Raw genomic sequence first — 13,506 nt, forward strand, 5'->3', positions numbered from 1 at the left:
TGGGATCACACGACGCCATGAGCCCACGCCTGGCACTGCGCTGGTTACGCGAGCGCACGCAGCACATCACCGACCAGCTCGACGCCGCATACGCACAGCCGGGCCTGCACTGGCTGACGGACGAGGCCGAACATGAACGGGCCCTCGCCTACCTGACCAGCGGCACGGGGTACCAACTCACTCTCTACGACGAAAGCACCCGCTACGTGCTGCTGGCCTACCCGGCGGGATCGACCCCATGAACGGGCCCGCCCGCGGCTACTGGTGCGAATGCTGGACCGAGCAAGTCACCGGCACGGGAGGGCCGGCGCGCCTGGCATCGTTCGACGCGTACTCGGCACCCCAGGCAGACCGCTGGGTAGCCATCGCTCTCCGCACCATCTCACCGGCGCTCGACTCCGACGCGTCGGACGAAGCCTGGACGTGGCTGTACGAAGAGCGCGCCGAGACCCGCAGAGCTCTGATGCGCTCCGAGCCCTGCACGGTAACCATCACCCATGCCGACGTCCGCGTCACATGGACGATCCGACCAGTGCTCTTCCTGCCCCTCGCACACCGGCAGGACTCCGAACTCCCAGCATGCGCACGCAGCTTCAAGCCCCACCGCGCAGACTGAGTTACAACTTTCTCTACTGGTTCAAGGCGGCTCGCTCCGCTCCCCGCGCGCGACCCGGCCCCCGGCCGGGCCTGCGCTCCTGCCTTCGTCCCGCTCCAGCCCGGCCGGCGCCCGTGCCGCGCGCACAGCAATCAGCCGCTTGCCGTCAGAGAAGGGGTACGTCATGGCTGGGGCGGTCGGCTCCACGGCTTTAGGCAGCCACTTTGGCGCGAGCCTCGAAGATCATGGCCCCAACGTCGTGCTTTAACGGGCAGGTCCACAGACTGCCCGACGCGCCGGAAGCTTACGGGGCCATGATCACTCGCGCCAAAGCAGCTCCAGCCCAAAGCCGCTACACCGACCGCTCGCCGATCCTCACGCGCTACCGTCCAAGCCCGAACGAAATTCCCATGATGCCTCCGACCTCCGTATCAAGAACTGTTCTCCTAATCCCGTCTTTGAACCATGATTCACGCGCGATGGCCGGAGGTACATCGTTACTGTTCATGGTGCAAATGTATTGGCAACCTGACTGATTCGCCGTCTTCTGGGCAAGTGATAGGCCGGCCGCGACTTGCCTCGGATCCACACCATCGAAGATTACGGAATCATGAATCAAGAACCCAGGATGTTGGCTAGATCGGACCCCTTCAGCCATGAGCGTCAGATCGAAGCACAGGAGCTGCATACGCGTTACACCGCTACTAGAAGCCGTAGCTACCTTGATACTGAACTTGTAACCGAGATCGTCTACTTCGGCCGTTAGAACACCGCTGACACCATACAGGTCCTGCATCATACGATCGAATCGAGCGGCAACCGCATCCAACTTTCGCCTTTTGACGCTTAGATCTCGCGCAGCCTCTTGGCGCATTTGCGCCTTCTTGAGTCGCACATCCTCTTGGGCTTGAGCCAGCTCGCGCACGTTGTTCAGCGCCGTCTCAATTTCGCCAACTCGTGCCGCCGCCTGGACCACCTCTGCTTGCAGAGCGCCCAACTCTTCAAGCGCTCCGCCAGCGTCCAGGACAGCCAATATTGAGTTCCTGCGCGCGCTTAGCTCCTTGATCCGTTCGTCACGCTCCGCTTGCTGGGCATGAAGCCTTTCGAGTTCAGCAGAGAGGAAACGCCGCCTGTTCCCCATCAGTTTCTCGTGAAAAGCAGCGACGGCGTCAAAGCTGCGAAGAGCCTCCACCGTGAAAGCTCTTTCCATCTCGCCATACAAGTCGGCGACGTCGGAACTAGCGACGTGGTCTTCCTCGTTAGACTCCATCGATTCTTTGTACAGCTCAATCATGCGCCGATCGACGACGCTTTCGTTCCTGAGCTCTTTCAATTCTTCAGTCAGACGGTCAGCCCGGGCGATGAGCCCCTGCGGATCCTCCACTATTTGGAAACCAGATACCCGCGACTGAAGTTCATCCAACTCACGCTGAGCCTCAGCAAGCTCCAACATCAACTCAGGTTCGGGCCTCAAAGCCTTAGGTAGCAAATTCGCGCTAGTAGCCCTAGCAATTGCCTTATAGGTCTCGGACTCTTCGTCGAGCTTGGAAAGATCGCGAACAAGTTCCCAATTCAGCCCGAGGAGGTAAGCGACATGCTCACGCGAACTCCAAGCCGCCTGTTGGGGGATTATTTTAAGTGGATCCTTTACTGCTTCCGTTCGAATCACGTACGAGAGAAGGGTTCTCGGGGAAATAGCACGTTCACCCGACTCTGCAACGCGATCCAGCGAGAACAGACCTAGACCAAGGAGGAACTTCCAGTCATCGACAGAAATCATCGATGACTCGTCAACGAACGAACTAAGCGCTTGAGCCAGCGATGCGGGATATTCGACTTTTACCCGAGTTCCACCCTTGACGGATCGAGTAACTGAAACTCGCTCGTCGAAGAGATCAAGCTCAAGCGTAAATGACCAGCCCAGGTTCCCGAGCGGAGACAGGGGCTTCGGCAGGTTCCCGCCGAGGCAGTAGTTAATCGCCTGAATAAGGGTGGTCTTCCCTCGTGCATTGCGACTGTGCTTGTCGGTTGCGCCAGGCGCCTTGTCCGCAAGAACAACATTGAATCCAGGCTGAAAGGAAATGGGAACGAACGATCCCTTATTCGCACTAATCCTGTGCAGCATTTCGCCCCACCACCTTGATCAAGACTGATCCATCGAACTCCAAGAGCTTCAGCGCAACGAGTACATCCAGCGTCAGCACGAACCGCTCGAAAGGAAGATCTGGAAATATTGATTTGTAAGTCAGCCATGCTGTGCCGACCGTTGAAGTGGATTCGAGCTGCTTGTATAGCCTTGCCGCGTGCACGGCAAGGCTGCTCGACGTCTTGAGGTGCCGATTAGGCAGCAGAAGACTCATGCTCGAATATCTCACACATTTCGAATAGATGGGCCACGGTCGCCAGCACTGCTGCGCGTAGCGTGTCGGACTCCACAGGCCCGGCATTGTCCAGCGCTACGGCGCAAACATACTCAAACAGATCATCACCTTCAAGTCCCTGCGCAATTCCGCCGTAGTACTCCTGCTTGAATCGCGCTGCAAGCAAGTTCCCGAAATTAGACCTCATCCTGCTGATGGACTCAATGAACTCGCCAACTTCGTTGGATTTTGCGAGGCCCGTCTGTATTCGCTCCTCCGCCACCGGACCCAAACTGTTAAGCTCAATCTTCTCTTGGATGTCGAGCGGTATTACAATCGCGTCGCCTGTTCTCTCGGTAGACGTACCGAGGAATTTGCATACGATTTCTAGATGCTCGAATCCAACCTTCCCCATGGCGTGACTCATGGCGCGAGCAACTTTGCGCTCGTGAGTACGTTTGGCATCAAGAAGGTATTCGGTTGTGTGGAAAGCCAGTTGTGTATCGATGGCGTCATGGTGAGGACCGCAGAGGTAAATTAGGTTCGCTGCGCTGCCTCGTTGCTTCGGAGACATACTGGCGTCATAGCGCGGGCCCCCCTTGCTTGCCGCAGCTATGTGAGCGATCTTCCCTACGACCTTGTCATCGTCCTCGGCGACCTTGGCATCAATCGTCAGCGCCGCGCCACAGCCCGGGTAGGCGCAGCGATCGCCGCTTCGCTGAATGACGATCTTTGCCTGCGCTACCGGCACAGGGTCTCTGGCCACAGTCCCCCCACTTGAACCCAGACCAACCCGCTTGCAGGGCCACACCTCTGACGGGCACACAGAAGGATCTAGCCTAATGGTTCAGCTTCAACGTAGGTAGATGCTGACGGAAGGTACTAGCCCTACCCTTGTCGTGGCGAGCACAGCGCACGGGAGCGCGACCGCGCGCCAGGACGTAGAGCCTCTCGGGCGGGCTGCACCACAAGCGCACCAGATCGGGCGGGTCACAGCAGGGAATCACGGTCAAGGTAGCTGCGCCCGATGGGGCTGCGCCGGTCCGTTCGCGCAGGTCAGCGCCCAAGCCAGCTCCAAATGATCGCAACTTCCTAGCTGAGGGCGCCGACACGTTTTTACGACGTCGGCTATCGCGTCTTGCTCTGGCCAATGGCACTGGCAGCATGACTGAGACCGGTGGGGGTGCGGCGGGGCATACGCGTCTGGTCGGTCAGCTGTCCCACCGCCGCGGCTCACTGTCGCCGGCTGAGACTCAGACGAACTGCTTCGACGGCACCTGCTGTCGACCGGCACAGACTCCAGGCTGATCGAGGCGGGCCGTCTCTGAGCCTGAGCAGCTCAGCAGTAGCCACTGAGCCTTTTTCAACCTGGCATTTTCGCTGGTCAGATGGTTGGATCTCGGCCTTGACTGTAGCTGGGCCAAGCTGTTGACCAGCGATCCCATCATGCGACAGACCGCCCGCCGGTCACTCCGCATGGCGCCCGACGGTCGACGTCAGTCAGGTTGGAGAAGGCTCACTGCGGTTGTCTCGCCAAAGTGCCTCCTGTAGCTGGCTCTGTGCGGAAGAATCGTCTGGTGTCCAACTACCGTATGCCAATCGCCGCGTCAGTCATCAAAGCAGCATTCGCACAAGCTGGCGGCAGGTGTGCATTCCCCGAGTGTCAGCCCCTCGTCCTTGAGAATGGTGCACCGCTCCTCGAAATCGCCTTTATCGAATCACTTGCGCCAGGCAGCCAAAGGTATTCAACCCGTCTGACGCCAGAGGAGCGAGTAGGCATCAAAAACCTCATCGTTCTTTGCCCCACACATCACGCCTACGTCGACAGGAATCCCGAGACTTACTCGCCGGACATATTGCGCCAGATGCGTGAGTCGCACATTGAGCGAGTGGAGATGGCTCTAGATGGAGTTCAGTCACGAGCCACAACCTCACGTCGCCTCGCTTACGCGCTGAAGATCTGGGAGGACAGTCGAGAGAACGATACTGAAGAGTACTGGCAGGAGTTCTTTTCCGAGCACCCTGAGGTGCTGGTTCTGGCTCTGGACGGTAGAGCCTACACGCTCAGCAGCAAGTGCTACGTAGGGGGTAAATCGGTAGACAACACGGGCGGGAATGAGCTGGATTTCCTCGCTCAGTACGGCGGAAATGTCGCACTGATTGAAATCAAGACACCCAAGTCAAGACTACTCGCTGCAACGAAGTATAGGGGCAATGTGTACGCCCCTTCCAAGGAATTGGCTGGATCGACTGTACAGGTACTTGAGTACCGGAATAGTCTTCTGTGCAATCTTCCCAATCTGGCATTTCACACTCCCGGGCTCCGGGCGGCTCATCCCTTGGGCGTCGTGCTGATTGGGGACCTGGAACGCGAAATCACGAGCGAGGATCAGCGTAGATCGTTCGAACTCTACCGGTCCTCACTTCGTGATCTAAAAATTATGACATATGATGAGCTATTTGACGGGATTCGCATGCTGGCCAGCGCATGGACCGACTAAACGGAAGGGCGCCGTACACTTGGCGCCGAACAAAGTGGCCGATCCAAGCCATTCACTGAATGCTCCGGTTCACCTCCGAACACGGCGACGAGCCCACAGGGGATGGTTGTGGCTGTGAGTGTCTATGGAAGGCACACCAGCCCAAGGCCAGCAGCCTGCTCAAACTGGTTCGGAACGCGGAGGGCGCCGTGCCACAACCGTGGCTGATGCAGGGGTCAGCAGCGGTCAATAAGCCGGGCTGGCGAGTGCAACCGTGCCCGCCAGCTCGGTCGGCGAAGCGGCAGGTCAGCGGCCCAACGCCCCAGCCCCTCTCCTAAAGCGGTGCTGCCCCCAGCCACCCTTTAGCAGTTCCCCGCCCATGCCTTCCATCATCTTCACCGCGGAGTCAGGATTGACTTCGTCGTCACCGCAGCTTCCGAGGAACCAGACGACGTCGACGACCAGTCCGGCACAAGCGGATCCATGTCAGTCATTCCCTCAACCCCGCCGACCACTATGACAGCAAGGCCGCCGTCTCCCGGTGCATGAGCCTGGCAAATGTTGTGGCACCACCGAGTACAGGGCGAGCACTATGGGCGCATGACAGAAGAGTACGATCTGGGCGCACTCCCCGATGACGTAGTACACATGGGGAGCTTCCTCGAAGCCTCGTCCGACTGGCCTGAGAGCTCCTGGTTCGGGCGCGCCATGGCTCTTCTGCACTTCGGCACGTTCCGCGTTGACCGCTTTCCGTTCGAGGAGACCTTCGAGAATGAGCTCGCTGCCGCTGCGGCGCTGGCTCGGAGCTACACCCAGCTGCGGGCAGCTTGGGTGGTCACGAGCCATGGCTTTCTGGCGGAGATGCGCAACTTGTTACGTTCGGTGTATGAGTCTGCCGGCCTAGCCAGAGTGTTGGCCAAGGACCCCAAGATGGCCGATCAATGGCTTCGTGACGGTAAGTGGTTCCCTGACGTGCGTGTACGACAGTGGCTCAGTGACGTACGAGGAGACTCCGCGCATGAGGTTGATGAGTACAGGAACTTCTACGCGGAGGCTTCCGCTTGGGCCCATCCGACGGCTGAGTCTTGCATGGGGCAGTTCACAGTTGAGGTAGATCATTTCTACTTGGACTCAGCGATCACATTCGACGAAGAGGCTTGTCAGCAAGCCGTCGGTCTGCTCGCATCCACAGCGCTCTTCGCGTGCTTCGCCTTCCGAAACGCGGTTGTCGACGAGCGGGCCATTGACCCGGCCTGGCGGAGGGATCTGTATGACCTCGCCCGCGAGATGTCGAACGATGCGATGCCCCACCTCGACCGGGACTGGGACGCTGAGCAGGCTCACTACGACGCTGTTATGGCGAACCTGCGTGATCGGCGTTACCTCAAGGGTCAGTTGCGCACCCACCCCAGGGCGTACAACAACCTCAAGCCCCAAGAGTCGGACTAGCTGGGGGCTTGCTCCCACCTAGCTCGCCCGCTAAGCAGTCACCGCGAGCATAGGAAGCCCGTGCCAGACCCGTGCCAGATCGTGCGGGGAACCATGGGGAACACCGGGGATCAGGGCAGCGGAAGCCACACCCCCGACCCCGCATCTCCGCAGGTCAGCCCGGCAACCTCCCTCAAACGCCCCTAGCTTCCCAAGCTGAGAGCGCGAGTTCGATTCTCGTCACCCGCTCCATGAAGAAGGCCCAGGTCGGAGACCCGGGCCTTTTTGCTGTCTCTGATTGTCCGCCGCCGCGTGCCGATTCGTGCCCGAAGGCTCGGCAGGTGGCTTGCCGATCGCTGCGGCTTCGCCTTCCGGACGGTGGCGGCGAGGCCGGCGCGGATCATCTTCCGTATCGGAATCTCACAGCTGGTGCCGGACGGAAGCCGAATCCGACGTGGTGCCGAGACGTGCAGGTCGCGCCTGTCCCCCGGTCGCGTCGAACGCCGACGCCCGGAAGGCCAAGTGGCCGCGCCGGGAACAGCCGGTGCGTCCGGCGCGGTTGCACCGACCGAGGGGCCGGCGCCAGACGGCGGGAGCACTGAGGCCGCGAGGTCGTCCGCCCCGCCAGGATCCGGGCTCCAGGATCGCGGCACGCCCGCCGCGTACTCGGGCCAGGACTCATATCCGCAGGAGGACTGTTTCATGACTGACCGGCCCTTGACGCTCATGGCAGTACACGCCCACCCCGACGACGAGGCCACCGGAACCGGAGGTGTCCTCGCGCGGTACGCGGCGGAAGGAATCCGCACGGTTCTCGTGACGTGTACCGACGGCGGTTGCGGTGACGGGCCGGGGGGTGTCAAGCCGGGCGAGCCCGGGCACGACCCGGCGGCGGTCGCCTTGATGCGCCGTCAAGAACTCGAAGCGAGCTGCGACGTCCTGAAGGTCAGCGATCTGGAGATGCTGGACTATGCCGACTCCGGGATGGTGGGCTGGCCGAGCAACGACGCCCCCGGATCCTTCTGGCGGACCCCCGTGGAGGAAGGCGCGGCCCGACTCGCGGAACTCATGCGGCACTACCGGCCTGATGTGGTCGTCACCTACGACGAGAACGGCTTCTACGGCCACCCCGACCACATCCAAGCCCACCGCATCACGATGGCGGCGCTGGAGATGACCGCGCTGACACCGAAGGTGTACTGGACCACGATGCCCCGCTCGGGGATGCAGCGGTTCGGCGAGATCATGCGCGAGTTTCATCCGGACATGCCGGAGCCGGACCCTGCCGAGGCCGCCGCGATGGCCGAGATCGGCCTACCCGACGATGAGATCACCACGTGGGTGGACACCACCGCGTTCAGCGGTCAGAAGTTCGACGCGTTGGCCGCGCATGCCAGTCAGGGCGAGAACATCTTCTTCCTCAAGATGGGAAAGGAGAGGTTCGGCGAGCTGATGGGCATGGAGACCTTCGTACGTGTCCAGGACGCCACCGGCGCGGCCCTGCCCGAGAACGATCTCTTCGCCGGACTGCGCTGATCCGCCCGTGGGACCGGCCGGGAAAGCGCATCGACCGCACGGCGCGATCGAGCGGGTCGCATACAGCGCTTCGGCGGTACTCCCCGGAAGGACTTCCCGCGCCTCCGAGTCGGCGGCGTGCCCGTAGCGTGCCCGTACGACGGGTCGACCACGGTCGACAGTGGTGCGGTCCTGCGCCCGCAGGGGTCACGCTGGAAGCAAACGGCCAGGCCGGAAGTGTCCGGCTACGCAAGCGCCGTCGCTTCCCGAGCTGAGAGCGCGAGTTCGGTTCTCGTCACCCGCTCCATGCGGACCCTCAGGCCACAAGGCCTGGGGGTTTCTCTGTTCGTCTCGGCCGGCCTGAAGGTGGTGCAGCGGGGCGGGCTTCGGGCGTGTGCGCCGTCAGCGCAGGTGGGCGGCTTGGACTTCGTGGAGGTGGATGAGGATGTCGTAGGAGCGGCCGAGGGCGATGTGGGGGTCTTCGGGGGACCAGTACAGGCCGTAGAAGCGGGTGGGGCGGGCGGCGGCGAGCCAGGTGCGTGCCGCGGGAGGCGCGGTGCGCAGGTCGATGACGAAGTCACGGGGGCGGACCCGGTCGAGGGTGTGCTCGTTGTGGCCTGCCGGGGCCGGGGCGACGGGGTAGGTCCTGGGCCGGTCCGCCGTGAAGTCGGGGAACGCGTTCATGGAGCCCTGGTTGAAGGTCAGGCCGATGTTGACGTAGTCGTCACCGAGGCGGCGGCGCAGGAACGCGCCGGTGGGCTCGGGGAATTCCGCCGGGTTGTCGCTGACGTAGGCGATGTGGCCGTTGTTGGAGGCGAGCAGGATCTTGCCGCCCCGGTTCCGTAGCCACCACACCGTGTTGGCGGCCATGGCCTGGTCGCGATAGCGCATGCGCTCGGGGAACCGGGACTGGGGGTAGGCGTAGCCGGTGAAGCTCTGGGTGATGGCGGTGGCGCTCTGCACGGCCCAGGCGTACGCCTCCCGGCTCCTGCGGTCGGCGCCGCGCGGGCGCCCCTGTTCGCGCAGCAGGGTCAGGGCCGCCGTGGCCGTGTCGGCTTCGCTCTCCAGCTGGTCGGGCCCCTTTCCGGTGAGCTGGGTCAGCATCCAGTCGCCCGCCTGAGTGCCGGCCGCCGGCCGGAGCTCGCGGTAGGAGCTCTCGATGGCGGCGGTCAGGTCCGGACGATACGCGGCCGTGTAGTCGGTGACCTGGTCGAAGGCTTCCTTGCCGGGGAAGCCGAGATCGTTGCCGACGAAGCGCAGCCGCGGTCTGCCGGGGTGGGCGACGTTGTAGGCGCGCATCCAGTGGATCAGGTCGAGGTACTCCTCGGTGTTCCAGAAACGGTACTGGCCCTGGAACTCGTCCCGCATGATCCGCTCGGGATCGCCGACGCCTCGGGTCACGTAGGCGTCCAGACGCAGACCGGTGCTCCAGCTCGCCTCCAGGGCGAAGGTCGTGAAGCCCTTGCCGGTGACGAGGTGCCGGAAGACGCGCTGCTTGAGGGTGAAGAACTCGTGCGCGCTGTGACCGGCCTCGCCCAGGCCCACGACACGGGCGCCGCCGACCATGCGGTCGAGGGCGGTGAGGTCGCCCAGGGGGCGGGCACCGCTGTTCAGGGCGGCGACGGGTCCGGGTGGAGTCTGCGCGACGGCGGTCCCGGTGCCGAACAGACCCACGGAGAGGGCGGCGGTGGTGGCGAGGCCGAGCAGGCGGCGGCTGATCGGACGGGCGTGACTCATGGCGTCTCCCTGGCGGGTCGGTGATGTGGGACGACCGTAGCCAAGGTTTGGGCGAGCGCGCAATACACTTGTATAGATCGATCGCCTCAGGCGCTCGCCTCAGCGACTCGGGTAGCCTTCTCCGCATGGGCAATCGCGAGGATCTGCTGGTCGGGGCCAGGCGCTGTCTGCAGGAGAAGGGCTGGGCACGGACCACGGTCCGGGACATCAGTACGGCCGCGGGCGTGAGCATGGCCGCCATCGGCTACCACTTCGGCTCCCGTGAGGCGCTGCTCAACGCGGCCCTCATCGAGGCGATCGACGAGTGGGGCACCCGGCTGGGGCGTACGTTGGGCTCCTTCGGTGGCGTCGGAAGCAGCCCGGCCGACCGCTACGAGGCCATGTGGGCGGCGATCATCCAGTCCTTCCAGGACGACCGGACCCTGTGGCTGGCCACCCTGGAAGCCCTGATCCAGGCCGAACACTCCGACGAGCTGCGCCGCTACCTCGCCGGCAGCCAGGCCCAGGGGCGCCGGGGGCTCGCCGCTCTGCTGCTGAGCACACCGGAGGACGAGATCCCCGACGCCGCCCCCCGTACTCTCGGCGCGACACAGATGGCCCTGTTCACCGGCCTGATGACCCAGTGGCTCACCGACCCCGCCCAGGCTCCCGACGCCGCGCAGGTCGTCACAGGGCTGCGCGCCCTCACCGGCGTCGTCACGGACGGACGACCCTAGGCGGACCGGCGGAACCGAGCAGCCGCCACGGCCTCCCCGGCAGGGGCCAGGAGCGGGCAAGTGAGCCAGGCCCTGCATCGCCAGCCGCAACGCTCAAGCCCGACAGGCGGGCTGAAGGCCTTCCCTGCCGGATCTCGGGACCAGCCCAGTCGGACCCGTACCCCCCACTTGCTCACGTCTGCTGTCCGCCACTCTCGGAAGCCGTGCCCACAGCGTGCCCCAACGGGCGGTCGACTACGGTCGACAGCGGTCAGATCCTGCACCGGAGGGTGTCGCACGGGAAGGCGTACACACAGGTCAGAAGCCTCCCGGCTGCTCAAGCGCCGACACTTTCCAAGCTGAGAGCGCGAGTTCGATTCTCGTCACCCGCTCCACGCGAAACCCCAGGTCATCGACCCGGGGTTCTTTGTTGTCCGGAGTGGTCAACCGGAGTGGTCAAGGGGTGGCGTGCCCTCTGCGTTTCCTGACACCGGGCCCTGAGGCCGTGTCCTGCATGGTCGGTTCGAGGTGGTGCTCGTGGCAGCAGAGGGCTGCGGCGAGTCCGAGGAAGGCGAGGGAGTCGCGTGGGTGATGCTCGTAGCGAGGGGGCGGGCGGCGGTGGCCGGTCAGCCAGGAGATCGTGCGCTCGATGACCCATCGCCGGCGGCCCGGTCGTTCGCTGGAGTCGACGCCTTGCGGGCGATGCGGATGCCGATGTGCCGACTGTGCGGCCCTTGCCGCAGGTCAAAGAGGTCTTGGGCCTTGTCGACGGGCAGCCGCTGGGGTCGGGAACGGTCGCTGTGGGGGTTCGTGTCCCGTGTGGAGATGGGCCGCCGTGGGCTTCAGCCCGAGACCGTCGCGGGTGCCGGCCGTGGAGATTCCCAACCAGTGGCTCTCCAGCGTGACCGGATTCGTCAGCGCCTACGCCGAACAGATCGACCGGGGTGCCTACCCCGCCGAGGACGCCACCCTGGAGACCCATCTGGCCACCATGAAGTACCTGGTGTGGGAGAGCGCGGCCGCCGGCGTCGACACCGACTGGCCCACCCGCGTCCAGGCCCTGGCCGAACGGGCCGTCGCCGCGGGACACGCCGGAACCAGCTACGCCAGTCTCATCGAGGTGTTCCGGGGCCGGGTCTGAAAGCCGCGTTCACCCCACACCTCCCCCGCGCCTGCCCCCGCTGTACTGGCATATCGAGACGGCTGGGACCTACCGGGCTACGAGGTCCTCCCGGGGCGGCACGTGGAAGGCTGCGACGGCCGGGCATGCGGTTGCGTTCCACACCCACCTGAGCGCCTCGTCCGGCGACAGGCGGAACGGGAAAGCCGACGCTTGATGCGCAGACTTCGGCCTCCCCCGCAGGCAGCGCCCAGCAGGGCGGAGGCGTGTGCGACGTTTACGGACGGCAGCGCTCCGGTTTGTGGACCGCGGACCGTCCGGCGCCGGGAAGGGGAGCGGTGTCCGGGATGAAGGGGAGCGGTGTCCGGGATGAAGGGGAGCGGTGTCCGGGATGCCGTCGCCGGCGAGCGCGGCGAGGACGCCGAGGCCGTGGTCCAGCCGGGGCGGGACTCAGCTGCCGGACGTCCGCCCTCGGCGCGGCGCCTGGGGCGTCTTCGCGGCCTCGGCCTCCGCCTTGGCGTCGCTCACCGCGGCGGCGGCCTGCTTCTCGGCCTCGTCAGTAGCCGTGGCGGCGTCGAGGGAAACCGTCGAGCCCGCATCGAGCTGCGGGATCCGGAGGTCGTCCGACGCGTCGCCGACGTCGGCGGTGGCTTCCTCCTCGGACGGTACAGGCTTGGTAGGGCCTGCCGCCGACTCGTCGCCGAACGCACGCGTGACGGTCCGTACCGCCTCGGTCAGCTCCCCCGGGATCACCCAGAACGTGTTGTTGTCGCTGCCTGCCAGGTGCGGCAGTGTCTCCAGGTACTTGTAGGCCAGGACCTTCGGGTCGGCGTTGTTGCGGTGGACGGCCTGGAAGACGAGTTCCACCGCCTTGGCCTCGCCGTCCGCCCGCAGGATCATGGCCTGTTGCGTGCCCTGGGCCTCCAGGATGTCCTTCTGCTTCGTGCCTTCCGCGGTGAGGATCTTGGCTTGCCGTTCCCCTTCGGCGTGCAGGATGGCCGCGCGCTTGTCCCGCTCGGCCCGCATCTGCTTCTCCATCGCCTCCTTGATGGTGTGCGGTGGATCGATGGCCTTGATCTCGACCCGGTTGACCCGGATGCCCCACTTGCCGGTGGCATCGTCGAGGACGGCGCGGAGCCGGGAGTTGATCTCCTCACGCGAGGTGAGCGTCTCCTCCAGGTCCATGCTGCCGATGACATTGCGCAGCGTGGTCACGGTGAGCTGATCGATCGCCTGGAGGTAGTCGGCGACCTCGTAGGCCGCCGCTCGCGGGTCCGTGATCTGGTAGTAGAGCACGGTGTCGATGTTCACCACGAGGTTGTCCTCGGTGATCACCGGCCTGGGATCGGACGAATAGACCTGCTCGCGCACGTCGAGCTTGGTGTTGATCCGGTCCGCCACGGGCAGGACGAGGTTCAGGCCGGGTTGCAGTGTCCGGCGATAGCGGCCGAACCGCTCGATGTTGTAGCGGCGCGCCTGCGGGACGATCCGCACAGTGGAGGCCACGAGGAAGACGACGACGAGGGCCGCCACGAGAAGGGTGATGCCAACTGGGTCCACAGTGCCTCCGCTGCTG

12 protein-coding genes are annotated in these 13,506 nt (G+C 64.2%); 7 read left to right on the forward strand and 5 right to left on the reverse strand.

Annotation, left to right across the window (positions count from 1 at the left end):
• Nucleotides 1-17: 17 nt before the first annotated feature.
• Together KUM38_RS00505 and KUM38_RS00510 are read left to right on the forward strand one after the other, a co-directional pair.
• The gene (locus KUM38_RS00505) at nucleotides 18-242 is read left to right on the forward strand and encodes a hypothetical protein (RefSeq protein ID WP_308408869.1); all 225 of its coding nucleotides are present in this window, start codon (nucleotides 18-20) and stop codon (nucleotides 240-242) included.
• Nucleotides 239-616 carry a hypothetical protein gene (locus KUM38_RS00510; RefSeq protein ID WP_217127229.1) on the forward strand — a complete coding sequence of 126 codons (378 nt, stop codon included), beginning with the start codon at nucleotides 239-241 and terminating at the stop codon, nucleotides 614-616. The genes KUM38_RS00505 and KUM38_RS00510 overlap by 4 nt, the downstream gene beginning before the upstream one ends.
• A 361-nt stretch (nucleotides 617-977) precedes the next feature.
• Here the strand turns inward: KUM38_RS00510 and KUM38_RS00515 are convergent, their stop codons facing one another.
• From KUM38_RS00515 to KUM38_RS00525, 3 genes are read right to left on the reverse strand one after another with little or no spacing between them, the layout of a single operon-like run.
• The gene (locus KUM38_RS00515; RefSeq protein WP_217127230.1) at nucleotides 978-2,720 is read right to left on the reverse strand and encodes a DUF2326 domain-containing protein; all 1,743 of its coding nucleotides are present in this window, start codon (nucleotides 2,718-2,720) and stop codon (nucleotides 978-980) included.
• A complete protein-coding gene (locus KUM38_RS00520; protein WP_217127231.1) occupies nucleotides 2,704-2,955 on the reverse strand; it encodes an ABC-three component system middle component 6 in 252 nt (83 codons plus the stop codon). The genes KUM38_RS00515 and KUM38_RS00520 overlap by 17 nt, the downstream gene beginning before the upstream one ends.
• Nucleotides 2,936-3,721 carry an ABC-three component system protein gene (locus KUM38_RS00525; protein ID WP_217127232.1) on the reverse strand — a complete coding sequence of 262 codons (786 nt, stop codon included), beginning with the start codon at nucleotides 3,719-3,721 and terminating at the stop codon, nucleotides 2,936-2,938. The genes KUM38_RS00520 and KUM38_RS00525 overlap by 20 nt, the downstream gene beginning before the upstream one ends.
• An 811-nt stretch (nucleotides 3,722-4,532) precedes the next feature.
• Between KUM38_RS00525 and KUM38_RS00530 the strand changes: the two genes are divergently transcribed.
• The 3 genes from KUM38_RS00530 to KUM38_RS00540 all read left to right on the forward strand — a co-directional run bounded on the left by KUM38_RS00530 (nucleotide 4,533) and on the right by KUM38_RS00540 (nucleotide 8,399).
• A complete protein-coding gene (locus KUM38_RS00530) occupies nucleotides 4,533-5,456 on the forward strand; it encodes a Shedu immune nuclease family protein (RefSeq protein WP_217127233.1) in 924 nt (307 codons plus the stop codon).
• 579 nt (nucleotides 5,457-6,035) lie between these two features.
• On the forward strand, nucleotides 6,036-6,884 hold the full coding sequence (locus KUM38_RS00535) for a hypothetical protein (RefSeq protein ID WP_217127234.1): 849 nt from the start codon (nucleotides 6,036-6,038) through the stop codon (nucleotides 6,882-6,884).
• 681 nt (nucleotides 6,885-7,565) lie between these two features.
• Entirely contained in the window at nucleotides 7,566-8,399 is an 834-nt protein-coding gene (locus tag KUM38_RS00540; RefSeq protein ID WP_217127235.1) for a PIG-L family deacetylase, read from the forward strand.
• A gap of 381 nt (nucleotides 8,400-8,780) precedes the next feature.
• Here KUM38_RS00540 and KUM38_RS00545 read toward each other — a convergent pair whose 3' ends face one another.
• A complete protein-coding gene (locus tag KUM38_RS00545) occupies nucleotides 8,781-10,115 on the reverse strand; it encodes an erythromycin esterase family protein (protein WP_217127236.1) in 1,335 nt (444 codons plus the stop codon).
• A gap of 125 nt (nucleotides 10,116-10,240) precedes the next feature.
• Here KUM38_RS00545 and KUM38_RS00550 point away from each other — a divergent pair, with 125 nt between their 5' ends.
• Both KUM38_RS00550 and KUM38_RS00560 read left to right on the forward strand, forming a co-directional pair.
• Complete coding sequence (locus tag KUM38_RS00550) at nucleotides 10,241-10,831, forward strand: TetR/AcrR family transcriptional regulator (protein ID WP_217127237.1); 591 nt, start codon at nucleotides 10,241-10,243, stop codon at nucleotides 10,829-10,831.
• An 850-nt stretch (nucleotides 10,832-11,681) separates the two neighbouring features.
• Nucleotides 11,682-11,951 carry a hypothetical protein gene (locus KUM38_RS00560; RefSeq protein WP_217127238.1) on the forward strand — a complete coding sequence of 90 codons (270 nt, stop codon included), beginning with the start codon at nucleotides 11,682-11,684 and terminating at the stop codon, nucleotides 11,949-11,951.
• A 429-nt stretch (nucleotides 11,952-12,380) separates the two neighbouring features.
• On the opposite strand, the gene KUM38_RS00565 is transcribed toward KUM38_RS00560, so the two are convergent.
• Nucleotides 12,381-13,490, reverse strand: a complete 1,110-nt coding sequence (locus KUM38_RS00565) for an SPFH domain-containing protein (protein WP_217127239.1) — start codon at nucleotides 13,488-13,490, stop codon at nucleotides 12,381-12,383.
• Nucleotides 13,491-13,506: the final 16 nt, after the last annotated feature.

Source organism: Streptomyces sp. AC558_RSS880 (assembly GCF_019049255.1).
In the GTDB taxonomy this organism is placed as follows: domain Bacteria; phylum Actinomycetota; class Actinomycetes; order Streptomycetales; family Streptomycetaceae; genus Streptomyces.

What these genes read in the sequence shown, in the direction of transcription:
- KUM38_RS00505 (WP_308408869.1), top strand. Translation starts at nt 18, where the DNA reads ATGAGCCCACGCCTGGCACTGCGCTGGTTACGCGAGCGCACGCAGCAC.
- KUM38_RS00510 (WP_217127229.1), top strand. Translation starts at nt 239, where the DNA reads ATGAACGGGCCCGCCCGCGGCTACTGGTGCGAATGCTGGACCGAGCAA.
- KUM38_RS00515 (WP_217127230.1), bottom strand. Translation starts at nt 2,720, where the DNA reads ATGCTGCACAGGATTAGTGCGAATAAGGGATCGTTCGTTCCCATTTCC.
- KUM38_RS00520 (WP_217127231.1), bottom strand. Translation starts at nt 2,955, where the DNA reads ATGAGTCTTCTGCTGCCTAATCGGCACCTCAAGACGTCGAGCAGCCTT.
- KUM38_RS00535 (WP_217127234.1), top strand. Translation starts at nt 6,036, where the DNA reads ATGACAGAAGAGTACGATCTGGGCGCACTCCCCGATGACGTAGTACAC.
- KUM38_RS00540 (WP_217127235.1), top strand. Translation starts at nt 7,566, where the DNA reads ATGACTGACCGGCCCTTGACGCTCATGGCAGTACACGCCCACCCCGAC.
- KUM38_RS00545 (WP_217127236.1), bottom strand. Translation starts at nt 10,115, where the DNA reads ATGAGTCACGCCCGTCCGATCAGCCGCCGCCTGCTCGGCCTCGCCACC.
- KUM38_RS00550 (WP_217127237.1), top strand. Translation starts at nt 10,241, where the DNA reads ATGGGCAATCGCGAGGATCTGCTGGTCGGGGCCAGGCGCTGTCTGCAG.